The sequence below is a fragment of the Tissierella sp. QWL-11 genome, assembly GCF_058683765.1.
This window is the reverse complement of the sequence record NZ_CM178750.1, coordinates 867,451-892,932: the sequence shown is the minus strand read 5'-3', so window position 1 is coordinate 892,932 and position 25,482 is coordinate 867,451. Positions and strand designations below refer to the sequence as shown.

Here is a 25,482-nt window from a genome sequence, read left to right as displayed (position 1 = left end):
TACTTTGTAGCAACATTGCTACAAAGTATTTTTATTTAGTAGCATTCTGTCAAAATTAATCTACATAGTCAAAGTCTGTCTTCTGTACAAACTTTCCATCTTCTATTTCCATGATCAAATATTTTCTTGTGATGTCTCCACTTGGATTAAACTCAATAGGTCCAGTAAGTCCTACAAAACCTTCTAAGTTTTGTAATTTGTCTCTTATTTCATCTCTTGTAACTTCCCCATCTATATTTTCTATAGCAGCTTTTAACAGATATACTGTATCATATGCTACAGCTGGATGAACTGTAGGCTCAAAGTCTGCCCTCTTTTTAAATTCTTCAGCCCATGCCCAAGCTTGCTCGTTTTCTTCTGTTATAAAGAAAGGAGTTGATAGAAGTAATCCTTCTACATTTTCACCTGCTAATTCTATTATTTGCATAGATGTTCCAGGTCCTAATGCTGTTAATTTAACATCCCAGCCAATTTGATTTACTTGGTTTGCAATTAGAGCTACATCGTTAGCATGCATTAAAAGTGCTAATGTATCAGGGTTTTTATCTTTAACTTTAGTTAATAGAGAAGTAAAGTCTTTTTCCCCTTCAACATAATTTTCTTCAGCAACTACATTTAAATTATCTTTATTAGCTTGTGCCATGAAATTGTCATATGCAGATTTACCCCAGTCATTATTTATATAGATTACACCAACATCTTTTGATTTATTGTATTTCTGTAACAAATAAGTTGAGAAAAATGGAGCTTCTCCATCTTGCCTTCCCATAATACTAAACATAAATTCATTCATTCCTGCAAAATCAGTATGAGATGCAGTAGGAGATAATTGAACTATACCAGCATCTCCTAATATAGGAGCATTTGCCATGGCATTAGAACTTGAAAAATCTCCAATAACTCCTAAAATATCATCTTGCTCAGCTACTCGTCTTGAGATATCAGCACTTTCCTTTGGATCTCCCTTAGTATCAAATACTTCTAATTCTATAGTTTTCCCATTAACTCCACCATTTGCATTTATTTCGTCAGCAGCCATTTGAGTTGCAACTTGAAAACCTTTTCCATATTCAGCATAATTTCCTGTTATAGGTGCAAAAACTGCAAATTTATATACATTTGAATCTCCGCCATCACTGTTAGTCTTATCACCACATCCTACTAAAAAACTAGATAATATTAAAACAACGATAAATATAGATATAACTTTTTTCATATATTGACCTCCTAATAATTATAATTTTCTTAAATGTAGCAAAATTAGATGTGCATATTACTCAAATATTGATTTTCTTAAATCTTTTATCAACCCTCCTTTGAATTTTAAAATTGTTAAATATTTGCAGCTTCTACAGCTTGTCTTATTCTTTCATAAGGAATTTCTGAAGGTAATGTGCAATCTGCACCTAATATAAACCTTTTTTCTCCAAACTCTTGTATTATAGATCTTACTTTATCTTGTATTTCATCGTAAGTTCCTTCAACTAATATACCACTTCTATTTTTCAAACCTCCCATTATAGTTGTATTTGGAAACAAGTTTCTTCCTTCTTCTAAGGATAGACCTCCCTCATAAACTCCCCAATTTAATACATCTATTAAATTTTCATAGGATTTGTAACGGCTTAAATCTATATTGTCTTTACAAATATGTAGAATATTATATCCATGCTTTTCTTTTATAGCAGATAATATTTTCTTGTCAAAGACTTCAATATGATTTTTATGTTCTTCTTCAGTAAAATATTGTGTTTCTCCTAAAGCAGCATAATATACTCCATCTAATCCTATTTCTATATATTTCCTAGCTAATTCACTCATTATATCTGTAATATGTTCAAATGCATAAAGTATAGGTTTACTATTTTCTCTCATATGTGCAGTAATCATTTCTCTACCTCTCACATATCCATATTTTCCTTCTATGGCATGAAGTACAGAAGCAACACTTCCATGTAAAGTTCCTATTGAAAAAACGTTTTCTTCAGCTTTATCTAAAATTCTCTTTACTAAATCAATTTGCCTAGTTATAAATTTGTCTTTTATGGATAATTCCTTTAGTTGATTCCAATCCTGAGGTGTTTTAATACTGTATGTGCTGGGAACTAGATTATCATTCATAATCTTTATTATATCTGTATTTGTTTCCTTAAAAAATTTAAGATGTACATCTACACCAGCTTGTCCAAATCTCTCCTCATTGGAAAAGTGTAAAGAAAAACAAGTAGGTACCTTATCTATATGATCTCCTTTTATACTGGCTATGACTCTTTCTCTCTTATTCATCTTTTTCTCCTTCCATTTTAGATAAATTCTTTTAAGTGCTTTCCCTTATAATCAAATTAGTTTTTAATACTTTTGCTTTGTCTACATTTTCTTTTTTTATGATGCCAATCAGCATATTAACTGCCTCTTCTCCCATTTCATAAATAGGTTGTTTAATTGTTGTAAGAGGTGGATCCATATATTGTGATGTTTGAATATCGTCAAATCCTACTATTTTTACATCTCCTGGAATATTAATCTTCATTTCCTTCAAGGCTTTTACAGCGCCTATTGCTATTAGATCATTACCACAAAATATACCGTCTACTTTAGTTTTTTTAATTATCTCCTTTATTCCAGCATATCCCGATTCTATAGTATAGCTATCTAAATATATTTTATCTCTATCTATGCTAATGTTGTTATCTAAGAGAGCGTTTTCATATCCTTTAATTCTTTCTGCTGATGGTTTGTTTTTAGTACTTGAAGATATGATAGCTATGTTTTTACATCCTTTTTTTATCAGATGATTTGTAGCTTTGTAGGCACCTTCTTTATTATCTACAATTATACGCCCTATTTTTTTATCTGCATCTATATCTCTATCTAACAAAACTGTAGGGATATTTCCAGATTTAATTGAGCTATAGTCCCCCTTTTCAGATGCAGTGATTATTATTCCATCAACCATTTTTTCTTGAAGAACTTCCATATACCTTTTTGCCTTTGACTCTTTATTATCTGAATTACAAAGTATAACAGTATATCCCTTGTTTTCAGCTGCATCTTCTACTCCACGAGCAAGCTCTGAAAAAAACAAGTTCATCACGTCTGGAATTATAATTCCAATGGTTTTAGTCTTTTGCATCTTTAAACTCTTTGCAATTCCATTTGGGATATATCCTTCTCTTTCTACTATCTCTAGTACTCTCTTTCTAGTAGCTTCACTTATATATTTGTCCTTACCATTTATAACTTTAGAAACCGTAGCACTAGATACATTTGCTAATTTTGCAATTTCTTTTAAAGTAACCATTTTCACTTTCCTTAATTTATATAGTTAATCGTTTACTTAGGTAATCGATTAACTATACTTTAACATATTAATTTAATCTACGCAAGAATAATTTGAAAATTATTAATGTTTTTTAAAATAAAAAAAGACTAAATTCCAATTATCTTTTTTATTGTGAATTTAATCTTTTTTTGTAATTTTCATCTTATTTTTCTATACTTTACCAACGGGAGATAAATATACAGCAAACTCATCTTCTCCATCTACATCTATCAAGTCATCCAATATCTTTTGATCATATGATGCGATAGCACAAGTACCAAGGCCTATAGTTTCACAAGCTAAATATAGAGCTTGACAAATATGTCCTGCATCTAAGAGCATTATTTTATAGGACCTATCTACATATCTCCATTCTGTTCTATATGGTATACAGCTCCATATAAAAGTAACAGCAGATTTACCTACAAACTTTTGTCTATTTGCAGCAGTTATAACTTTTTCACTTAGATTATCTTCTTCTTTTATAAACAAAAGCTTGTGTTCTAATGGTAGGTACCTATATATTCCTTTTTTTAAATCCTTTACATTTAATACCACTAAGTAAGTTTCAAAGGGGTGCCTTCCTCCTGCTGAAGGTACTGGCCTTAATCCTACATAATTATCTCCTTTTATCTCTTTAATTCTTTGAGTTGTAATTAGGAGATAAGATAATTCTTCTAGAGTTATCCCTTCATCTAAATAAGCTCTGTGGCTTCTCCTATCTAAGATGCAATCAAATATATCACCTTTGGTTATAATAGACTTATCTACTTCTGGTAAGTCTATTATTTCCACATTTTTATCATATGGTTTTTCTAAAGGTAGCTGTGAAACTCCCCTTTGCTGATCATTTTCTATAGGTGTTCCAAAATATGATTTCATGAAACTTCTGTCCAAATTTATTCCTCCTTTTATACTTTAAAATATCTATTAATATTTTTTAACTTCATTAATTAAAGTGTCTATAAACTTATCCCTATCTATATCAATTGCCACATCCATATTTGGATTTTTATTGTATCTTTTAGAAAAGTTTCCTACGGTCATCCCCTTTGTAAATTTTCCTTCTAATTCCACTGAAACCTCCATTGGTATAGTTTTTATTATATGAGGATTTGTAACTGATACTATTGCCACTGGATCATGTAGATGGCATCCATAAATCCCGTCATCTTTATGATAGATTGATAAGCTTTCTAATATTTTCACAACAAATTTTCCGATTTCATTACCTATGGATTCTACTTTTTTTATTTCCTCTAAATATAAGTATGCCTTTTCAGTTACATCTAGACCACACATAGTCAAGGGAAGGTTTGAATTAAACACTACATCCGCTGCTTTAGGATCTACATAGATATTAAATTCAGAAGCCTTCGTAACATTACCTCCACATATAGCTCCACCCATAAAGTAAATTCTCCCTATCTTCTCCTTTAATTCTGGATATTCATTTAAAAATGTGGCTATATTTGTCAAGGGTCCGAGGGCTATAATTGTAATCTTTTCTTTAGAATCTCTTATTATATCAGCCATTAAATCTATAGCATTTAAACTCTCTTTTTTAAATTTAGCTTCAGGTAAACTTATTCCATATAGTCCATCCTCTCCATGAACATTTGAAGCTGTAAATAGTTCACCTTCTAAAGGTTTATCACATCCAAAGGCTACAGGAATTTCTATGTCTACATAGGTTAAAAGCCTCAAGATATTTTTCCCAACTACTTCCAGGGTTTGATTGCCTGCTACTGCTGTTATAGCTTTTATATCTAGGTGTTCATTTTTCAATGCCATTAAAAGTGCCACTACATCGTCAAGCCCTGGATCACAATCTATTATTACAGGTATTTTCATCTCTAAGTATCTCCTTTCTCATTTTCTACTATCTATATTTTATCATATCAAAGAGTAGTTTAATATTAATGTTTCCGTATCCACTAATCGAGTAGGAGGAAAATAATTATTTTATTTTCCGTCCTCTCACACCACCGTACGTACCGTTCGGTATACGGCGGTTCATTAAGACAGTCTAGCTTTTTCATACTGTGAAGATAAACTTTTAAAACCATGACTAATCAGTCTTTGATTAGTTATGGTTTTACTTAGTATTGGACTAATTGATGTTCTCCAGTAACTTTTCCTTGTATTTGCATACTCCCAAGCCTTGTATTTAGGTACTCCTAGTTTCATTAGATTCTTAAATCTTGTTCTACCTAGTTTCCATGTTTTCCATACACAAGCTCTAAGTCGCCTTCGTACCCATTTGTCTAGTTCTGTTAGTTTAGTCTTCATATCTGCCAGTTTAAAGTAATTTACCCAACCTACAATTATTTCATTTAGTTTCTTAATTCTATAATCAAAATTCATGTTTATATTTCTATTAGTAATCTTTCTAATCTTTTCTTTAAGTCTTTCATAACTCTTGTTATGGGTTCTAAATCTAATTTTACCTTTTGAGTAGTAGAAACTGTATCCTAGAAATTTTCTTTTAGTTAGTGGAGATACTGCTGATTTCTCAGTATTTACTTTTAGTTTTAGTTTTCTTCCTAGAAATTTAGTGATGCTCTTAAGGACTCTTTCTCCTGCTCTTGTGCTTTTAACATAGATATTACAATCATCAGCGTAACGGCAGAATTTATGTCCTCTTATTTCTAATTCTTTATCTAATTCATCAAGTAATATATTGCTGAGTAATGGGCTTAAAGGACCACCTTGGGGTGCTCCTTGTTCTGATTTGACTGCTATACCATTTAACATTATCCCTGAGTTTAAATACTTCCTTATTAATTTTAATACTCTTTTGTCTTGTATCTTTCTTGATACTAAGTTCATTAATATGTCATGGTTTACATTGTCAAAGAACTTTTCTAAGTCCATATCTACAACTTGTTTGTATCCTTCATTTATATATGTTTGAGCTTGTTTTAGAGCCATGTGTGCACTTCTTCCTGGTCTAAATCCATAGCTATTATTTGAAAATGCTCTATCGAATATCGGATTAATCACTTGGTTTATTGCTTGCTGGATTAATCTATCTACTACTGTTGGTATTCCAAGGAGTCTTATGCCTCCATTGGGTTTGGGTATTTCTACTCTTTTTACTGGTTGTACTTTGTATTTTCCATCTAACAGATTTGCTTTCAAAGTTTCGTAGTTTTCTTTCAGGTAGGTTAGAAGTTCATCTACTCTCATTCCATCTATTCCACTACTTCCTTTGTTAGCTAGTACTCTTTTGTATGCTTCAAAGATATTTCTCTTATCTACAATCTTTTCGAGTAGATTTTCAGTATTAAATCCCGACTTGGTTTTCAGATTTGACTTCGCCGACAAATCACTATACGCTCCCTGTTTACCTTGAGTTTCCATCTCTACTTCCACAGTCCAGCCCAAATCTTTGGTTTTCTGTATTCTTTTCATGTTTGTTGAGATTGCCAAACTTACTCACCTCCCTAATGTTCAGTCCTTCCAAGATTATCATGATTAATCTTGTACTATGACTTCTGCTGACTTCTGATAATTCAGTTACATATCACTATGTAGTTTGTCATGTAGACCGTAGTCTTTTATGACTTATCTATCAGACCTCCCCAGGTAAGAATACAAACTTTCTCTCCATATATCTGCTACATTTACTTCCCCTGTTTCGGATAGTTTAGGACTTTGGTTTGTATTGCAACCTCATCCACAAGGTCAAGCCTCAAATGTAGTTCGTGTACCTCAGACCGGAGTTTTGCCGCCGACTTCCTTCAGATTCCACCTCACAGTGGACACCCTTGTCTTAAGCTAACGGTTGGCACTATCAACCCCCGTATCGGACTTTCACCGACTAGTTTGCATCCATGCTGGGCGCACAATAAAAAGGGCGGTCTTATGACCGCCCCTACATTTAATACTCTACTTGTGATACTATCTCTTGTAGCTTATCTGATACTTCTTTGTTCTTCTCCATTATTTCATTTATATGATTTATTGCCTGTGCAATATCCATATTCTTTTCAGCTATATTTGTAGTAGCCTTTGTAGATTCTTCTACTGTTATATTTATATCTCCTATGGATTGAGCCATTTGAGTTATAGTTGCTGATAATTCTTCTGCTGTTGCTGATAGGTTTGAGATTATATTGTTTAAGCTTTTCCCATCTTCTTTATATTCATCTACAGCATTTACCATCATTTCATAGTCATTTATTACATTGCTCTCTAAGAAGTCTATTAGATCTTTTGCACTGTCTACTAGAGTATCTACTACTTTAGTTACTCCCTTTGTAACTTCTTGGATTTCTCCTACTGTAGAATTTGAATTATCTGCTAGTTTTCTTATTTCATCTGCTACTACTGCAAATCCCCTTCCAGCTTCTCCAGCTCTTGCTGCTTCTATAGCTGCATTTAGTGACAATAGGCTAGTTTGCTCAGATATTTCTAGAATTGCATTTGAAAGCACATTTATTTGTTCTACTTGTTTTGATGATTCTATTGCCTTTTTTATTTCATCTTTTGTATTTGAATATATATCCATTGTATTGTCTTTAGCTTGTACAAATTGCGTATTTAATGAATCTGCCTTTGTACTTATTCCATTGGTTGTAGTTGATGCTTCTTCTACCTTTTCAGTGAAGTCAATTGTTGCACTTTCTATTTCACGACTAGATTCATCTAGAGATATAGTAGACGCTGAAGTTTCTTCCATACTTGCTGATAGTTCTTGTGTGGTAGCTGAAGTGTCTTCTGATTGATCTACTAAGAAATTTAATTTCTCTAAAGTTTGTTCATATACTTCTTGATTTGTATCTATAGAAGCTTCCATTTCTTTTATAAAATCCTTTAATTTACTAATTATCATACTAAAGGAATTATACATGGTTCCTATTTCATCTTTCCTCTTTAACTTTTTCTCATCTATTTCATCTTTTAAGTTTAGGTTTCCTATATTTTCTGCAATGCCCACAGCATTTATTATTGGTTTTGAAATAGAGTTTGATATATATAGTGCTATGGCTGATGCAAGTATCAATATTATAACTGCTGCTACTGTACTATATTGTATAATATCATCTATTATTCCTAAACTTTCATTCACAGAGACTGCAGTTAAAAGTGTCCAATTTGATTCTTCTAATGGTTGGAAAAATAAGAGTTTTTCAACATCATCATAATCTATAAACTTTCTTTTGTTTAAAGTTCTTTCTTCAGAATCTAAATTTATTATCTCTAAAATTTTCCCATCAAAAATTCCTTCTAGATTCTTAAAAGAATCAGCCTCTGGGTTGAACTCTTCATTTCTATGAGCTATTATATTGTTGTTTCCATCTACTAAAAATGCATAGGAATTAGTACCTACAGTTGCAGAAGATACTGTATCTACTAAATAACCTGTCTGTATATCACTTGCTATTACTCCTACTCTTCCATCTAATGTGCTAAATTGTTTAGAAATTGTAATTACAATATTACCAGACAAAGAGTCAATATATGGATCAGATATAAAAAATTCATCATTAGTGCTTATAGCTCCTTTGTACCATGGCCTTTCTGTTGGGTCATATGTAGGCTGAAAGCTATGATGTAAATATTCCCCATCTTCAAAAGCTATATAATAGTCATTACCTTCATTCTTTTCTGAAAATTCTTTTAAATATTTTTTAGCGAATTCGGACTCAAAACTATCTGTCTTTATCATAGAGCTAATAATTTCTTCCACAGATTTTTTCTCTACACTCATCCAACTGTCTAAACTACTTGCAATATTTTGAGTATGATATTGCACCCTTTGATTTACTTCTTGTTTGAGTTGTCCTATTGAGGATGTATAGTTTATAATAAACATAGATACTATACTTACTATACAAGTTATCAATGTGAAACTTATTATTTTGTTTTTTAATTTCATTATAATCCCTCCAATTTTTAATGTTACACTATATATCGGCATTTTCTGACATAATTTAATAAAAACAAAATAAAAAACTGATATCTAAATACCAGTTTTTGTAATTTCTCTTGTGCCATCTCCTATATCTGAGATATACATCTGTGCACTATATCCTATTTCTTTTTTATAGTCTTCTTTTACTTTTTTAATAAATTCGTCTACTCCATCTTTTTCTACTATGGCTATGGCACTTCCTCCAAAACCTGCACCTATCATCCTAGCTCCCTTAGTTGATGGAAGAGACCTTGCTGATTCTACGATTTTATCCAATTCATTACCAGTTACCTGGTACAAGTTTTTTAAGGATTCATGGGATTCATTTAATAGTTTACCCATTAAATCTATATCTCCACTCTTCAAAGCCTCTATAGCTAAATTAACTCTATGATTTTCATATACTACATGCTCTGCTCTATTTCTTATGTTTTCTTTTTTAAAAGCAAATTTAAAATCTTCAAATTCGTCAATGCTTAGATCACAAAGATATTTTATATCTTTGTATCCTTGCAAAATCTTTAATGCCTGTTCACATTCTCTTCTTCTCTCATTATATTTTGAATCACTTAATTCTCTTCTCTTATTTGTATTCATAATTACTAAAGTGTGATCCTTTAGATCCATATCAATATATCTGTAGTCTAAAGTATCTGTATCTAGTAGGATAGCCCTATCTTTTCTCCCCATACCTATTGCAAATTGATCCATTATACCACAGTTTACACCTACAAATTGATTTTCTGCCCTTTGAGCTAATTTAACTAATTCTAATCTGTCTATTTTTCCATTATTAAAGAGTTTATTTACCATCTCTCCTATAAGTAATTCTAGAGATGCAGATGAAGATAGTCCTGCTCCATTTGGAATATTTCCTTCTATTAAAATATCCATTCCACCTAGATTATATCCTGCTTCTTTTAGAAAAAATATAACTCCTTTAGGATAATTAGCCCATCCATGAGTCTTTTCATATTTTAAATCATCTAAATCAACTTCTACTTTTAAATCTATATTTTCCGATGCAAATCTCAATAAATTGTCATCTCTTTTAGATACAAGTCCATAAGTTCCAATCTCTATAGCTGCTGGTAAGACTCTTCCTCCATTGTAGTCTATATGCTCTCCTATTATATTTACACGACTTGGAGAAAAGAAATATCTTATATCTTCTCTACCATACATTTTTTTAAATTTTTCTTTTAAATTTCCTAAATCCATCTACTCACCCATCCTATATTCACAAAGTGAATATTTATAAATTATATTAATCCCAATTCCCCTTTAAAACACTATTTCTTTTCTATATATTTTCTTACATCTATTGCAACTGCTACTAATATTATAATCCCTTTTACAATTATTTGAAGATATGGATTTACCCCTATAAAGTTTAGTCCATAGTTTATAAATTGTAAAAGTACAGCTCCTATAAGTACTCCCGGAATAGTTCCTACTCCCCCAGAGAAAGAAACTCCTCCTACTACACAGGCTGCTATAGCATCAAGTTCATAGTTTTGTCCAGTAATACTTGTTGCTGACCCAATTCTTGCTACCTCTAAGAATCCTGCTATACCATATAATACTCCTGAAATAAGATATACCAGCATTATATTTTTAACTATACTTACACCTGATACTTCTGCTGCCTCAGGATTTCCACCTATGGCAAACATATTTTTACCTAATTTAGTCTTATTCCAAATAAACCACATGATAACAGCTATAATTGCTGCATAAATAATTAAATAGGGTATTTCAAATCCATTTTCTCCACCTATTTCAATAGCTCCTTTTACAAGGTTTATATATCTTTCATCTAACCTTGCTATAGGTTGAGCTCCTAGTGGTGGCCTATCTATATAGATAAGAGCTACACCATATGCTATAAGTTGGGTACCTAAAGTAACTATAAATGCATGAATCTTTAATACTGCTACACCAAATCCATTTATAAGTGCAAATACAACACCTATTAATATTGCTACTAGAAATGGAAGTATTAATGGTAGAGCTGGAAGGTTCTCATACATTCTAGATGCATAGTTTACATCTTGTAAAAGAGATGCTGCAACTATACCAGATAGCCCCAGTATTCTACCTGCTGAAAGGTCTGTACCTTGTAGCACTATAAGTCCTGCTATCCCCATACCTAAAATTGCCCTAGTTGATGCCTGGCTAAGTATATTTGTAAAGTTATTTATAGATACAAAGCTTGGCTCTATTATTATTACACCTACAATCATGATTCCAAGGATAATATATAGTGCATAATTAAGTAATAATTCCATCCAAGCGCTTCTGTCCATGGATTCCATTTTTCTTAAAAATTTTGTTACTCTACTTTTTTTTGGTTGTTCACTCAATCAACTCACCTCTTATTTTAAAAATTTTTAGCTGCTAAAGCCATTATCTTTTCTTGATTTAATTCTTTTGTATCTTCTATCCCTGAAATTCTTCCATTTGACATGACAAGTATTCTGTCACATATTCCAAGTAATTCAGGCATTTCAGAACTTACGTAGATTACACCTTTGTCTCTATTTGCTAAATCTATTATAAGTTGATATATCTCATACTTTGCTCCTACATCTATACCACGGGTTGGCTCATCAAGTAGGAGTACTTCTGGATCAGTTAAAAGCCATTTTCCTAAAATTACCTTTTGCTGATTCCCTCCTGATAGAGATTTAATAGTTGTGGTTTGACTTGGAGTTTTTACTTTCATAGAATCAATTACCCAAGCTGTATCTTCTTTTGTCTTTTTATTATTTAAAACTCCAAATTTCGTATAATTGTTTATATTTGCTATAAAAGAGTTATGTCTAATATCAAGCTTTGGAAATATTCCTGTAGCTCTTCTCTCTTCAGTTAAAAGTGCAAAACCATTTTTTATGGCAGTGGCTGCATTCTTGTTGTCAATTTCCTTATCATGAAGAAAAATCTGTCCACTCTCCTTAGTAGCCACACCAAATATAGTCTCTAAAATTTCAGTTCTACCTGAACCTACGAGTCCTGCCACTCCTAGGATTTCACCTTTTCTCAATTTAAAGGATACATCCTTTATAGAAGGCTGATATTTTCCTGTAAGATTCTTAACTTCTAAGATTACATCCTTTGGATTATTAGTCTTTGGCGGAAATCTATTTGTAAGATCTCTCCCTACCATCAGACTAATTATCTTATCTGTATCTAATTCACTAGCAGGCTTAGTAGCTACCCATTTACCATCTCTCATAACCGTTACTTCATCAGATATAGTAAGGATTTCCTCCATTTTATGGGATATATATATTATCCCAACTCCCCTATCTCTTAAGAGATTTATAATTCTAAATAGATGGTTTACTTCCTGTTCTGTAAGTGATGATGTAGGTTCATCTAATACTAGTATCTTAGCATCATAGGAAACTGCCTTTCCAATTTCAACCATCTGTCTTTGAGATACAGATAGATCTTTTAATTTTGTTCTTGGATCTATATCTATACCTAAGTCTTTAAATATTTCATTTGTATATTCATACATCTTTTTTTGATCTATCATTATCCCCTTTTTAGGATATCTACCAAGTAGTATATTATCAGCTACATCTCTTTGCAACACTTGATTTAATTCTTGATGAACCATAGATACTCCATTTTCTAAAGCCACTTTTGGATTAGTAAATTTTGTCTCTTTTCCATCAAAATATATCTTCCCAGTATCTTCATTATAAATTCCGAATAAGACTTTCATGAGAGTAGACTTTCCAGCTCCATTTTCACCCATTAGGGCATGAACTGTCCCAGGTCTTACTTTAAAAGTTACATCATCCAAAGCTTTGACTCCTGGAAATTCCTTAGATATATTTGTCATTTCAAGTAAAAACTTTTCTTCAGCCATCTCTTCACCAACTTTCAATAAATTTATATGTATAAGAAAAAAGTCATACAGGAAAAATTTCCTGCATGACTTTTCCTATTAGCTATTAGCTATATAGTTTTATTTATATGGTTGATAAGGAATTCTTACAGAAACTCCTGTATCATCAAATTCATATGCAGTCTCTGCTAAGAAGTCTTCTCCTTTTGCAGCATTTATAGCTAGTGCTAAAACTGCCTTAGCCATACCTTCTCCATCTTGTTTAACTGTACCTGTCATATATCCTTCTTTTATTAGGTCTTTTGCTTCATCTGTAGCATCTACACCAAATACTGGGATATATTTATCTTCTTCACCTAAATTATATCCAGCATTTTGAAGAGCTGATATAGCTCCTGATGCCATACCATCATTATTTGCTATTACGTATTCTATTTTATCTCCATCTTTTGCAAACCATGCTTCCATTGCTTGATTAGCTTTGTCATTGTCCCAGTTTGCAACTTGAAGTCCTAATTCCTCTGTTTCTATTCCTTTTTCGTTTAATGTCTTTATGGAATATTCTGTTCTAGCTATTGCTTCAGGATTATCTGCATCTCCTTTTAGCATTACATATTGAATCTTTCCATCATCATTTCTGTCATAATCTGCTTCTTCCCAAACTTCTGCCATTAATTCACCTTGAATTATTCCAGCTTCTTCTGGTTGAGTTCCTACAAAGATTGCATCTTCATATGATTTTACTATTTCTGTCTCTGGCTCTCTATTGAAGAATACTACAGGAATATCAGCTTCTTTTGCCTTTTCTATTACAGAATTAGCTGCACCAATATCTACTATATTAACTACTAAAGCATCTACACCTTTTTCAATTAAGATGTCTAATTGGTCATTTTGTTGACCTTGGTCTCCTTGACCATCATTCATAAGTAGCTCAACATCTAAATCCTTAGCTTGAGCTTCTAGAGCTTGCCTTACAGTAGAGATATAAGTGTCATCATATTTGTATATAAGTACACCTAGCTTTATATCTTCACCCTTATCCCCATCAGTATTTTCCACATTGTTTCCCGCATCAGTGTTTTCTCCTGAATCTGCATCATTGTTTCCACAACCTACCAATGATACTACTAACACTAAAGCTAAAAGTAATGCAATAAATTTTTTCATTTTTCTCCCCCTTGATATTTCTTTCATATTAAATATATGAAATATATTATTAAATATTTTATAAAATATTTAATCCAATTTTAATAAAACTTTAATTAAATATTCTTGTATACTTCTGATACGCAATTTTAGTTTTTTCATCTATTTTATCATCTGTTATAATAGCAGTTATGTCTCTTAGATTATAAAATTTATAAAAGTCTTCTTTGTTAAATTTAGAATGATCGCATAAGATATATTTTTTAATTGAATTATTTAAAATGTTCTTTTGAAGCTCTCCCTCATCTTCATTAGAATTTGTAATACAATCTTTATAGATTCCATTTACACCTATAAAAGAAATCTTTACCCTCACCTTAGAAATTAAATCATTTGCAATGCTTCCTACAAAAGCTCCAGTCCTAGTTCTAATTTTCCCACCAACTAGGATTAATTCAAATCTATCATCTCCTAAAAACTTAGAAAATACTGTGATAGAGTTTGTGATAATCTTAGCCTTTGAAACCTCTATATAGTCATAGATAAATTCATTTGTAGTACCTACTCCAATAAAAACTGTAGAGTTTTCTTCTATAAGACTTGCTGCAATTTTAGCTATATACTTTTTTTCCTCTACCATTATATTTTTCTTCTCACTATGGGATAATTCTCTAAATATATTATTTTGAGCCTTCTTGCCCCCACCATGAATATATTCCACATGACCCTTTTCCTCAAGTAGTTTTAAGTCCCTTCGTATGGTCATTTCACTGACTCCTAAAGCTTTGCTTATATCAGATATTTTAATCACATCATCTTTATTGAACATCTCTATTATCTTTTCTAATCTCTCTGCTTTTAACAAAGGGGACCTCCCTTCATATAATATATTATGATATATTATGTTAAATTATGTTATTTTATGTTAATTATAGCAATCACATTTAGCCTTGTCAATAGGAAAACCTTTTTATTTTTTTGACAATTTTGACATTAAATATTTATTTAACAAATTATAAAAGCAAGGATATTAATTATATAAAATAGATTATAAAGCAAAAAAGGATATATTATGAAAATAAGACTCATAACGTGAAAGATTTAATAGAAGTATTCACTAAATAAAAAATTGTTTTGTCCTGCACTGTCTGAACCCAGCAAGTTTGCTAGACTATTTCTTTATGAGTGATTATACTTCTTAAATCTTGAACCTGAGAATTGTTCTTCATAATATATCTCTTGTAGAGTCAACAAATAAATTTTATGCCAATTCTAATGCTATCTCCATCATCTTTGTAAAGCTATTTTCTCTTTCCTTAGCTGTAGTCTCTTCTTTTGTAACTAGAGAGTCTGATACAGTAAGAATTGTTAAAGCATTTACTCCTGCAGCTTGTGCATTGCAGTATAAAGCATAGGCTTCCATCTCTACAGCGAGTATTCCCATTTCCGCCCATCTTTTATATGCTTCAGAATCTTTATTATAAAATACATCACTGCTTAATACATTTCCCACATTTACTTTTATACCTTTTTCATCTGCTACCTTTTTAGCTTTCTCTAATAATTCCCATGATGCTATTGCTGAGTAAGTTCCTGGTAAATTATACTGGTGTGCATAATTTGAATTTGTAGAGGCTCCCATTGCAAAGATAATATCATATAATTTTAAATCTTTATTATAAGCTCCACAGGAACCAACTCTTATAAGATTTTTTACTCCAAAGAAATGTATTAGTTCATAGGAATATATACCTATTGATGCTACTCCCATACCTGTTCCCATTACAGATATTCTTTTTCCTTTATAAGTTCCTGTATACCCTAGCATATTTCTAACATTATTAAACTCTATAGGATTTTCTAAATAAGTTTCAGCTATAAATTTTGCCCTTAATGGATCCCCTGGAAGTAAAATCGTTTCTGCTATATCTCCTTTATTTGCATTAATATGAGCTGTTTGCATTAAATCATCTCCCTTTTTTATCTATTACATCAATTATATCAAAGTATAAAATGTTTACAATAACTTCACATTGTATCCATTGTTTTAAAATTTTTCCAATGATATAATTATTTTAAACTACATATAAGGGGGTATCTCTGTGAAATTAAATTATAAGCGTACTTTTTTTATTGGTCTTGCATTTATGTCCATATCTGCATTTTGGCAATTGTATGATAATATTATTCCCTTGATTCTTCAAAGCAACTTTTACTTATTTAAATAAGTAAAAGCTCACATGTAGAAGATTAACACTTATAAAGAAAGGATTTTAAGATGATATATTTATCTTTTATTTTAGCAATAATAATTATAATTTATCTATTTGCAATTATGCCAAAAATAGTAGATAAATCTTATTTCACCCCTTTTCTAGGAAGACACTATGCACATAGAGGGCTTTTTGGAGACAAGAATATTTCTCCCGAGAATTCTCTCCTAGCTTTTAAATTAGCCTGTGATAAGGACTATGGTATTGAACTTGATGTACAGTTAACTAAAGACAAAGTTCCCATCGTATTTCATGATTATAGTTTAAAGAGAGTATGTGGAATAAATAAAAAAATAAGTGATTGTAATTATAATGAACTTAAAAATATCCATTTATATAATTCGGATCAAAAAATACCTACACTTAGAGAAGTGTTAGATTTGGTAGATGGGAGAGTTCCTTTAATCGTAGAGTTAAAAGGTGAGACTAGTGATATATCCGTTTGTAAATTTACAAGCACTCTTTTAGACAAATACAGTGGAGTCTATTGTGTGGAGTCCTTCAATCCTCTTATAGTACTTTGGTATAAAAATAATAGACCAGATATTATGAGGGGACAACTGGCAACTAGAATGAAGAAAAAGGGAAAATCACTTCAAGAAAAAATACAAAACTTTGCTTTAGAAAATCTCTTATTTAATTTTTTAGCTAAACCTCATTTTATAGCCTTTAATCATAAGGAAAGCCATATGTTATCCTTCAATATATGTAAAAAAATATATAGTCCTCTTACATTTGCATATACTATAAAATCACAGAAGGTTTTAGAAATAAATCAAGATATTTTCGACTTATTTATATTTGATAGTTTTATACCAAAATAAAAAACTTCATTAAAAATAAAATTTCATAAAAAAAAGATTTCCAGCAGGAAATCTTTTATTCTATAACGCCTAATCTTTTTAAAACTATATCATAGCCATCTGCTCCATAATTTAGAGATCGATTTACCCTACTTATGGTTGCAGTACTTGCTCCAGTAGCCTTTTCTATTTCACTATATGTCTTTTTATCTGTTAAAAGCTTAGCTACATGTAGTCTTTGAGCAATAGCATGTACTTCTTTTATAGTACATATATCTTCAAAAAACCTATAGCAATCCTCCATATTTTCTAGGGTTAAAACTGCCTCAAACAGACCATCAGTCTGTTCATTTTTAATTCTAGAATTATATTCCATATTACATACCCCTTTGTTTTGTATTATGCTGAACTACTCTAGTCAAGTGATAAAACCAGAAAATATTGGGCTAAAAGCCCAATTATTTTCTTAGAATAATCCTACTATTTCTCCATTTTCTAAGATATCTATTTTATTTGAAGCAGGTTCTTTTGGCAACCCTGGCATTGTCATTATATTACCAGTTAGAGCTACTAAGAAGCCTGCTCCTCTTGATACCTTTATTTCTCTTACTGTTATAGTAAATCCTGTTGGTCTACCTATTAGACTTGGATCATCTGATAGGGATGATTGAGTTTTTGCCATACATATTGGCATCTTGTCAAATCCCAACTCTTCTATATTTTTTATTTGTTTTTTACATTTGCTTGTAAATTCTACTCCATCTGCTCCATATACTTCTTTTGCTATTTTTCCTATTTTTTCTTCTATACTGTCTTCTACTTCATATATATATTTAAATTTGCTATTTCCTTTTTCTGCTACTTCTACTACTTTCTTAGCAAGGTCTATTGCTCCGTCTCCACCTTTTGCCCAAACTTGTGAGATTACTGCTTCTGCTCCCATTTCTCTACATTTGTTTAGTACAAAGTCTACTTCTGCTTGTGTGTCTGTTGGGAATTCATTTATTGCAACTATTGCTGGTACTCCAAATTTATTTACATTTTCTATGTGTTTTTCTAGGTTTTCAAATCCTTTTGCAAGTTTTTCTAAATCTTCTGTTCCTAGCTCTTCTTTTTTAGCTCCACCGTGGTGTTTTAATGCTCTCACTGTTGCTACTATTACTGCTGCATCTGGTTTTAAATCTCCAAATCTTGATGTTATATCAAAGAATTTTTCTGCTCCAAGATCTGCTCCAAATCCTGCTTCTGTTACTGTATAGTCTGCTATTTTTAATGCCATTTGTGTAGCTATAAGTGAGTTACATCCATGAGCTATATTTGCAAATGGTCCACCGTGAATTATTGCTGGTGTATTTTCTAGTGTTTGAACTAGGTTTGGTGCCATAGCATCTTTCATTATTAATGCTACTGCTCCTTGTGCTTTTAGATCCCTTGCAAATACAGGAGTTTTATCAAATCTATAAGCTACTATAATATCTCCTACTCTTTTCTTTAGGTCTTCTAGATCTTTTGCTAAACAGAATATTGCCATAATTTCAGATGCTACTGTTATGTCAAATCCATCTTCTCTAGGCATTCCATTTGGTCTTCCACCTAATCCTACTACTACGTTTCTAAGAGCTCTATCATTCATGTCTATAACTCTTTTCCACACTATGTTTCTTGGGTCTATTTGTAACTGATTCCCATGATGTATGTGATTATCAATCAGTGCTGATATAAGATTGTGTGCTGTTGTTATAGCATGGAAATCTCCTGTAAAATGAAGATTTATATCTGCCATCGGAACTACTTGTGCATATCCTCCACCTGCTGCTCCACCTTTTATACCAAAGCTTGGCCCTAATGATGGTTCTCTTAGGGTTGTTATTGCAGATTTTCCTATTTTATTTAATCCCATTGATAGCCCTATATTAGTGGTAGTTTTCCCTTCTCCTGCTGGAGTTGGATTTATTGCAGTTACTAAAACTAATTTACCATCTTCTTTATCTAAATTTCTCTCTAAAACATCTAAGGAAACCTTTGCCTTATACTTTCCATATTGAATTAGATCGTCTTCATGGATATTTAGTTTTTCTGCTACCTCTAATATTGGTTCCATCTTTGCTTCTTGGGCTATTTGTACATCTGTTTTCAAATTAACTCCTCCTATTAAATAAAATTTATTCTCTAATATTTATACCCAACATACACATAAATAAATATTTATAATTTAATATTAAATTTACACAATATCAAATTTACACAATATTTACTCTACACAATATACTATATATTAATCTGTCAAAAAAGTATAGGGGTTTAAATGAAAAAAGTGAAAAAAAGAGTAAAAAAATCAGCCAAGCTGCCTTTTTCACTCTTTTAAGAATATTACATGAATATTATTCTGATTATAAATAGAATTGAAAGTACCCACATCATTAAAGATACATCTTCTTTCTTTCCACTTATAAATTTAAGTATTACATATGAAATCATACCAAATACTATTCCTTCAGCTATACTATATGCAAATGGCATCATTATTATTGTCAAAAATGCTGGAATCCCTTCTGTATAGTCTGCGAAATCTATTTTTTTAATAGGACTCATCATAAATAATCCTACCATAACTAAAGCTGGAGCTGTTGCTGCTGTAGGTACTATTAAAAATACAGGTGCAAAAAATAATGCTAATAAAAACATGATTGCTGTTGTTAAAGCTGTAAGCCCTGTTCTACCACCTTCTGCAACTCCTGAAGATGATTCTACAAAAGTTGTAACAGTACTAGTACCAAGACATGCTCCAGCTATTGTTCCCACTGCATCTGCCATAAGCGCTTGACTTACTCTTGGAAGTTTTCCATCCTTATCCAACATATTTGCTTTAGATGCTACTCCAGCTAGAGTTCCAACTGTATCAAATATATCTACAAATAAAAATGTAAATACTACTACTAACATTTCTAAAGAAAATATCTCATCAAATCCTACAAATTGAAATGCAACCTTACTTAATGAAGGTGGAAGGCTTATTATCCCTGTAAAGCTTTCAGGAAGTTGTGTAACGCCCATAGGAAAGCCTATAATTGTAGTTCCAACTATTCCTATCAAAAGAGCTCCCTTTACATTCTTTGAAAGTAAAAATCCAGTTAGTATTATTCCTATTATAGCAAGTAAAGGAGAACCTTGCGTTAAATCTCCTAGTGCTACTATAGTTCCATCTCCAGTTTTAACTATTCCAGCTCCACTTAATCCTATAAAGGCAACAAACAGACCTATACCTACAGAAACTGCATTTTTTAAATTTATAGGTATAGAGTTAAACACAGCTTCCCTTGCATTTACAAAACTAAGTAATATAAATACGATTCCTTCTACAAGTACTGCTGTAAGTGCAAACTGCCAACTCTTACCCATTGGTCCCAAAACTACTGAAAATGCAAAAAAGGCATTTAATCCCATTCCAGGTGCTAGTGCAAAGGGATACTTTGCATAAAAAGCCATTATAAGTGTAGCAATTCCTGCTGCTAAAGCTGTTGCTGTGAATACTCCACCATAATCCATTCCTGTTTTAGATAAGATATCAGGATTTACCGCCAATATATATGCCATAGTCATAAATGTTGTAATTCCTGCTAAGACTTCAGTTTTTACATCTGTGTTATTTTCCTTTAGTTTAAAAAACTTTTCCATTAACCTTAATCACTCCTGTTATTTTTTTGCTATATCTTTTCTATAATATATCCCATCAAAATTAATTTTTTTGATGTTTTCATAGACATTTTCCCTTGCTTGTTTTTTAGTATCTCCTAGGGAGGTTATACTTAATACTCTTCCACCATTTGTAAATAAAGTATCATCTTCATATTTTGTTCCATTGTGAAAAAGAATTATAGATTCATCTAGAGTATCTGTTCCAGTAATTTCTATACCTTTTTCATATTGTCCTGGATATCCTTTAGAAGTTGCAACTACTGTCACACAATGATCTTCTTTCCATACTATATCCTGTTTTTTCATTGTTCCATTTATAGTTTTTTCCATCAAATCTACTAAATCACTTTTAAGTCTTGGCATAAGTACTTCAGTTTCTGGATCCCCAAATCTTACATTAAATTCCAATACTTTAGGGACTCCTTTAACTATCATTAATCCAATAAATAATATTCCTCTAAAATCCATGTTTTCAGACTTAAAGCCCTTATTTATATTTTCCAATATATTTTTTTCTATAAGTGATTCGAGTTCAGGTGTAAATAGAGGACTTGGAGAATAACATCCAACTCCACCAGTATTTGGTCCTAGATCATCTTCATATATTTTTTTATAGTCCTTAGCACTTTCCATAGGAATTATCTTGTCCTTAGTGACAAAACATAATAAAGAAGATTCTATACCATCTAAAAACTCTTCTACTACTACACTTTTACCTTCGCTACCAAATATGTCCCTCTCAAGTATATCTTCCAAAACTTCTTTTGCTTCTTCTTCAGACTCACATATGAATACTCCCTTACCTGCACATAATCCATCTGCTTTTATTACTAGTGGATATGAAAATTCTTTTATCCCTTCTATAGACTCTTGAAAGTTTCTAAAGGATCTATATTTTGCAGTTGGGATATCATATTTCTCCATGAATTTTTTAGAGAATTCTTTACTCCCCTCAAGTTGAGCACATTTTTTGTCTACACCAAATATATTTAACCCTTTTTCCCTAAATCTGTCTACTATTCCCAATACTAAAGGTTCTTCAGGGCCTACTACTGTTAAGTCTATTTTTTCTTTAATAGCAAATTCTAAAAGAGCATTTATATCATTTGGAGCTATATCTAAGTTCTCTCCTAAATCCTTGGTGCCACCATTTCCCATTGCAAAATATAATTTATCTACCTTTTTAGACTGACTTAACTTCCAAGAAAGTGCGTGCTCTCTACCACCATTTCCTATAACTAAAACTTTCATAAAATCCTCCTAATTAGTGTTTGAAATGTCTTATTCCTGTAAATACCATTGCAATGCCTTGTCTATTTGCCTCTTCAATAACTTCTTTATCTTTTATAGAGCCTCCTGGTTGAATAATAGCACGGATTTTGTTTTTCCCTAAAATCTCTATTGAATCTTTAAATGGAAAAAATCCATCTGATGCCAATACGCTTCCTTCTATCTTATCTCCTGCTCTTTTCAAAGCATTTTCCACTGCCCAAAATCTATTTACTTCGCCTAAACCTAATCCTATAGTAGCTTTATCTTTTACTAAAACTACTCCATTTGAATTAATATTTTTTGCAGCTCTCCAAGCAAAGTATAGATCTTCTAGTTCTTCATCTGTAGGAAATCTATCTGTAACTATTTCTAAATCATCTTTAAATAATTCCAAATCTCTCTCCTGGATTAAAATTCCACCTAAGACCTTTTTTACATCTACTTCTTTATAGTCATTTTTTCCTATATCTTCTATCTCTATAAGTCTTATATTTTTCTTTGATTTCAATATATCTAGTGCTTCTTGGCTAAAGGATGGAGCTAAAACTACCTCTATAAATATCTTATTTATTTCCTTTGCCACATGAAGATCTATCTCTCTATTTGCAGCTATTATTCCTCCAAATATAGACTCACTATCACATTCATACATCTTTTTATAGGCATTTAAGAGTATTTCATCACTTCCTATACCAGATGGGTTTGAATGTTTTACACCTACTACTGTAGGTTCATCAAATTCTTTTAATATCTTTAATGCACCATTTGCATCATTTATATTATTAAATGAAAGTTCTTTTCCGTGAAGTTGGATGCCTTTTGAAAGAGTTCCATCTGTACCTATTACTTCTTCATAAAAAGCTCCTCTTTGATGGGGATTTTCTCCATATCTAGTTTCTTTCATATTTTTAAAACTAAGGGTAAGATTTTCAGGAAATAGAGTATCTGTCTCCCTATTAAAATAATTAGCAATTAGAGAATCATAGTATGCAGTATAATTAAAAACCTTCCCTGCTAAATACTTTTTAGTTTTTACTGATACATCTCCACTTTGTTTTAATTCACATAAGACTTTTTCATAGTCTTTAGGATCCATTACAACTGTAACTGATTCATAGTTTTTTGCAGCAGCTCTTATCATAGATGGTCCACCTATATCTATATTTTCTATGATTTCTTCATGACTTACATCAGCTTTTTTAATAGTATCTTCAAATGGATATAGATTATTTACTACCATATCAATAGGTTTTATACCTATATCATCTATAGTATTTTTATGATTCTCATCATCTCTTTTATATAACAGTCCACCATGAATAAATGGATTTAAGGTCTTTACCCTACCGTCTAATATCTCTGGAAAATTTGTCACATCTTCAACTTCTATTACATCTATTTTAGCTTCTTTTAGCTTATTATAAGTTCCTCCAGTTGAAACTATCTCCCAACCTAGTTCTTTTAATTCTTTAGCAAAATCTACTATTCCTTCCTTATCGTATACACTAATAAGTGCTCTCATCTTCATTTCCTCCGTCTATAATTACCTTTTTTTTATCTACTTTTATCTTACATTGTGAAAAAAGTGATACAGCTTTTACGAGTATTTTATGTTCTACTTTTAATACTTTTTGCTTTAAACTTTCCAAGGTTTCATCTTCATCTACACTTACCACTTCTTGTAATATAATAGGCCCTGTATCAGTTCCAGTATCTACGAAATGAACTGTAGCACCAGTGTACTTTACTCCTCTGTCTAATACACATTGATGTACATATTCCCCATAATAACCCTTGCCACAAAAACTTGGAATAAGAGATGGGTGGATATTTATTATTTTATTTTCAAATTCATAGATAAAATCTGCTGATAAAACCTTTAGATATCCTGCTAAAACTATCAAATCTACATCCGCATTTTTAAACTCTTCTATTAATTTCTGATTATAATCTTCTGAAGTATTGAAGACTTTAGGGTCTATAAAGAGAGACTTTATCCCTGATTTTTCTCCTCTTTTAAGACCATAAGCATCTTTTTTATTTGAAACTATGAGGACTACTTGTCCATCTATATTCTTGTTCTTTGTATTATCTATTATAGCTTGGAGATTAGTTCCTCCTCCAGAGACAAGGACTCCTATTTTTATCATAGAATTACTCCCTTATCTCCCTTTTTTACTTCTCCTAAAATATAATACTTTTCATCTTTTTCCTTTAAACTAGATTCTACATTATTAAGCTCTTTATCAGATACTATTAGGATCATTCCAACTCCCATATTAAATGTTGAATACATTTCCTTTTCTTCTATATTTCCCCATTTTTGTAATAAAGAAAATATAATAGGAGTATCTATCTTCTCCTTATCTATATGAGCTGTAAGCCCTTTAGGAAGAATTCTCGGTATATTTTCATAAAATCCTCCACCTGTTATATGGACTAAACCCTTTATATTAAAATTTTGTACTAAATCATATACAGGATTAAAATATATTCTAGTAGGTTTTATTATTTCTTCTCCTATTGTAGAATTTAGCTCAGGGATAATCGTATCTATTTCAAACCCCATTTTTTCAAATAATATTTTTCTAACTAGGGAAAACCCATTACTGTGTATTCCACTGGATGGAAGACCTATTATAATATCTCCTTCTTTTATATCCTTACCTGTTATAATGTTTTTCTTATCTACTACACCAACTGCAAAACCTGCCACATCGTATTCATCTTCTTTATAAAAGCCTGGCATCTCTGCAGTTTCTCCTCCTATAAGTGCTGAACCTGCCTTTATACATCCATTTGAAATCCCTTTTACTACTTGTGTCATCTTTTCTGGAACTAATTTCCCTGTGGCAATATAGTCTAGAAAAAACAAAGGCTTAGCCCCTTGGCAAAGTATGTCATTTACACACATAGCCACACAATCTTCTCCTATGGTGTCATGTTTGTCCATCATAAAGGCAACTCTAAGCTTTGTACCTACTCCATCTGTTCCAGAAACTAATACAGGTTCATCATAATTTTCTTTTCCCAATTGAAATAATCCTGCAAAACCTCCCAAATCTGATAATACATTTTTATTATGGGTCTCTTTTATAAAGCCCTTTATCATTTGAACTTGTTTATATCCTGCTTCTTTATCTACTCCTGAATCTTTGTAAGTTATACTCATGTTCATATCC

The 25,482-nt window shown here is 31.4% G+C and carries 21 protein-coding genes; 1 reads left to right on the top strand and 20 read right to left on the bottom strand.

Annotation, left to right across the window (positions count from 1 at the left end; all coding sequences use genetic code 11):
• Positions 1-55 precede the first annotated feature (55 nt).
• The 13 genes from AC4PG3_RS04275 to deoD form a co-directional block, all read right to left on the bottom strand.
• Complete coding sequence (locus tag AC4PG3_RS04275; RefSeq protein ID WP_492197834.1) at positions 56-1,216, bottom strand: ABC transporter substrate-binding protein; 1,161 nt, start codon at positions 1,214-1,216, stop codon at positions 56-58.
• Between the two features lie 116 nt (positions 1,217-1,332).
• Positions 1,333-2,286, bottom strand: a complete 954-nt coding sequence (locus tag AC4PG3_RS04270; RefSeq protein ID WP_492197833.1) for a uroporphyrinogen decarboxylase family protein — start codon at positions 2,284-2,286, stop codon at positions 1,333-1,335.
• 31 nt (positions 2,287-2,317) lie between these two features.
• A complete protein-coding gene (locus AC4PG3_RS04265; protein WP_492197832.1) occupies positions 2,318-3,301 on the bottom strand; it encodes a LacI family DNA-binding transcriptional regulator in 984 nt (327 codons plus the stop codon).
• 192 nt (positions 3,302-3,493) lie between these two features.
• Positions 3,494-4,219 (bottom strand): SagB/ThcOx family dehydrogenase, encoded by a 726-nt coding sequence (locus AC4PG3_RS04260; protein WP_492197831.1) that lies wholly within the window; start codon positions 4,217-4,219, stop codon positions 3,494-3,496.
• Positions 4,220-4,252: 33 nt separating this feature from the next.
• Positions 4,253-5,176: a nucleoside hydrolase gene (locus tag AC4PG3_RS04255; protein ID WP_492197830.1), complete on the bottom strand. Its 924-nt coding sequence runs from the start codon at positions 5,174-5,176 to the stop codon at positions 4,253-4,255.
• Positions 5,177-5,341: 165 nt separating this feature from the next.
• Positions 5,342-6,757, bottom strand: a complete 1,416-nt coding sequence (ltrA, locus tag AC4PG3_RS04250) for a group II intron reverse transcriptase/maturase (RefSeq protein WP_492197765.1) — start codon at positions 6,755-6,757, stop codon at positions 5,342-5,344.
• Positions 6,758-7,208: 451 nt separating this feature from the next.
• Positions 7,209-9,209, bottom strand: coding sequence for a methyl-accepting chemotaxis protein (locus AC4PG3_RS04245; protein ID WP_492197829.1), 2,001 nt, complete (start codon positions 9,207-9,209; stop codon positions 7,209-7,211).
• Positions 9,210-9,293: 84 nt separating this feature from the next.
• Complete coding sequence (locus tag AC4PG3_RS04240; protein ID WP_492197828.1) at positions 9,294-10,466, bottom strand: galactokinase; 1,173 nt, start codon at positions 10,464-10,466, stop codon at positions 9,294-9,296.
• Positions 10,467-10,537: 71 nt separating this feature from the next.
• On the bottom strand, positions 10,538-11,611 hold the full coding sequence (mglC, locus tag AC4PG3_RS04235) for a galactose/methyl galactoside ABC transporter permease MglC (protein WP_492197827.1): 1,074 nt from the start codon (positions 11,609-11,611) through the stop codon (positions 10,538-10,540).
• Positions 11,612-11,628: 17 nt separating this feature from the next.
• Positions 11,629-13,128 (bottom strand): galactose/methyl galactoside ABC transporter ATP-binding protein MglA, encoded by a 1,500-nt coding sequence (gene mglA / locus AC4PG3_RS04230; protein WP_492197826.1) that lies wholly within the window; start codon positions 13,126-13,128, stop codon positions 11,629-11,631.
• A 99-nt stretch (positions 13,129-13,227) separates the two neighbouring features.
• A complete protein-coding gene (locus AC4PG3_RS04225; protein ID WP_492197825.1) occupies positions 13,228-14,277 on the bottom strand; it encodes a galactose ABC transporter substrate-binding protein in 1,050 nt (349 codons plus the stop codon).
• 91 nt (positions 14,278-14,368) lie between these two features.
• Positions 14,369-15,121 (bottom strand): DeoR/GlpR family DNA-binding transcription regulator, encoded by a 753-nt coding sequence (locus tag AC4PG3_RS04220; protein ID WP_492197824.1) that lies wholly within the window; start codon positions 15,119-15,121, stop codon positions 14,369-14,371.
• Between the two features lie 396 nt (positions 15,122-15,517).
• Positions 15,518-16,219 carry a purine-nucleoside phosphorylase gene (gene deoD, locus AC4PG3_RS04215; protein WP_492197823.1) on the bottom strand — a complete coding sequence of 234 codons (702 nt, stop codon included), beginning with the start codon at positions 16,217-16,219 and terminating at the stop codon, positions 15,518-15,520.
• Positions 16,220-16,534: 315 nt separating this feature from the next.
• Between deoD and AC4PG3_RS04210 the strand changes: the two genes are divergently transcribed.
• Complete coding sequence (locus tag AC4PG3_RS04210) at positions 16,535-17,353, top strand: glycerophosphodiester phosphodiesterase family protein (protein ID WP_492197822.1); 819 nt, start codon at positions 16,535-16,537, stop codon at positions 17,351-17,353.
• A 55-nt stretch (positions 17,354-17,408) separates the two neighbouring features.
• On the opposite strand, the gene AC4PG3_RS04205 is transcribed toward AC4PG3_RS04210, so the two are convergent.
• The 7 genes from AC4PG3_RS04205 to purM all read right to left on the bottom strand — a co-directional run bounded on the left by AC4PG3_RS04205 (position 17,409) and on the right by purM (position 25,472).
• Positions 17,409-17,708, bottom strand: a complete 300-nt coding sequence (locus AC4PG3_RS04205) for a YerC/YecD family TrpR-related protein (protein ID WP_492197821.1) — start codon at positions 17,706-17,708, stop codon at positions 17,409-17,411.
• 90 nt (positions 17,709-17,798) lie between these two features.
• The gene (locus tag AC4PG3_RS04200; protein ID WP_492197820.1) at positions 17,799-19,469 is read right to left on the bottom strand and encodes a formate--tetrahydrofolate ligase; all 1,671 of its coding nucleotides are present in this window, start codon (positions 19,467-19,469) and stop codon (positions 17,799-17,801) included.
• Between the two features lie 233 nt (positions 19,470-19,702).
• Positions 19,703-21,007, bottom strand: coding sequence for an NCS2 family permease (locus AC4PG3_RS04195; protein ID WP_492197819.1), 1,305 nt, complete (start codon positions 21,005-21,007; stop codon positions 19,703-19,705).
• Positions 21,008-21,025: 18 nt separating this feature from the next.
• Positions 21,026-22,279, bottom strand: a complete 1,254-nt coding sequence (purD, locus tag AC4PG3_RS04190) for a phosphoribosylamine--glycine ligase (protein ID WP_492197818.1) — start codon at positions 22,277-22,279, stop codon at positions 21,026-21,028.
• Between the two features lie 13 nt (positions 22,280-22,292).
• On the bottom strand, positions 22,293-23,822 hold the full coding sequence (purH, locus tag AC4PG3_RS04185; RefSeq protein WP_492197817.1) for a bifunctional phosphoribosylaminoimidazolecarboxamide formyltransferase/IMP cyclohydrolase: 1,530 nt from the start codon (positions 23,820-23,822) through the stop codon (positions 22,293-22,295).
• On the bottom strand, positions 23,806-24,450 hold the full coding sequence (purN, locus tag AC4PG3_RS04180) for a phosphoribosylglycinamide formyltransferase (protein WP_492197816.1): 645 nt from the start codon (positions 24,448-24,450) through the stop codon (positions 23,806-23,808). Before purN ends, purH begins: the two co-directional genes overlap by 17 nt.
• Positions 24,447-25,472, bottom strand: a complete 1,026-nt coding sequence (gene purM, locus AC4PG3_RS04175; protein WP_492197815.1) for a phosphoribosylformylglycinamidine cyclo-ligase — start codon at positions 25,470-25,472, stop codon at positions 24,447-24,449. The genes purN and purM overlap by 4 nt, the downstream gene beginning before the upstream one ends.
• Between the last annotated feature and the right edge of the window lie 10 nt (positions 25,473-25,482).

Bases quoted from the DNA above. Each gene is read 5' to 3' on its own strand.
- AC4PG3_RS04275 (WP_492197834.1), bottom strand. From the start codon at position 1,216: ATGAAAAAAGTTATATCTATATTTATCGTTGTTTTAATATTATCTAGT.
- AC4PG3_RS04270 (WP_492197833.1), bottom strand. From the start codon at position 2,286: ATGAATAAGAGAGAAAGAGTCATAGCCAGTATAAAAGGAGATCATATA.
- AC4PG3_RS04265 (WP_492197832.1), bottom strand. From the start codon at position 3,301: ATGGTTACTTTAAAAGAAATTGCAAAATTAGCAAATGTATCTAGTGCT.
- AC4PG3_RS04255 (WP_492197830.1), bottom strand. From the start codon at position 5,176: ATGAAAATACCTGTAATAATAGATTGTGATCCAGGGCTTGACGATGTA.
- AC4PG3_RS04245 (WP_492197829.1), bottom strand. From the start codon at position 9,209: ATGAAATTAAAAAACAAAATAATAAGTTTCACATTGATAACTTGTATA.
- AC4PG3_RS04240 (WP_492197828.1), bottom strand. From the start codon at position 10,466: ATGGATTTAGGAAATTTAAAAGAAAAATTTAAAAAAATGTATGGTAGA.
- mglA (WP_492197826.1), bottom strand. From the start codon at position 13,128: ATGGCTGAAGAAAAGTTTTTACTTGAAATGACAAATATATCTAAGGAA.
- AC4PG3_RS04225 (WP_492197825.1), bottom strand. From the start codon at position 14,277: ATGAAAAAATTTATTGCATTACTTTTAGCTTTAGTGTTAGTAGTATCA.
- deoD (WP_492197823.1), bottom strand. From the start codon at position 16,219: ATGCAAACAGCTCATATTAATGCAAATAAAGGAGATATAGCAGAAACG.
- AC4PG3_RS04210 (WP_492197822.1), top strand. From the start codon at position 16,535: ATGATATATTTATCTTTTATTTTAGCAATAATAATTATAATTTATCTA.
- AC4PG3_RS04205 (WP_492197821.1), bottom strand. From the start codon at position 17,708: ATGGAATATAATTCTAGAATTAAAAATGAACAGACTGATGGTCTGTTT.
- AC4PG3_RS04195 (WP_492197819.1), bottom strand. From the start codon at position 21,007: ATGGAAAAGTTTTTTAAACTAAAGGAAAATAACACAGATGTAAAAACT.
- purD (WP_492197818.1), bottom strand. From the start codon at position 22,279: ATGAAAGTTTTAGTTATAGGAAATGGTGGTAGAGAGCACGCACTTTCT.
- purH (WP_492197817.1), bottom strand. From the start codon at position 23,822: ATGAGAGCACTTATTAGTGTATACGATAAGGAAGGAATAGTAGATTTT.
- purN (WP_492197816.1), bottom strand. From the start codon at position 24,450: ATGATAAAAATAGGAGTCCTTGTCTCTGGAGGAGGAACTAATCTCCAA.
- purM (WP_492197815.1), bottom strand. From the start codon at position 25,472: ATGAGTATAACTTACAAAGATTCAGGAGTAGATAAAGAAGCAGGATAT.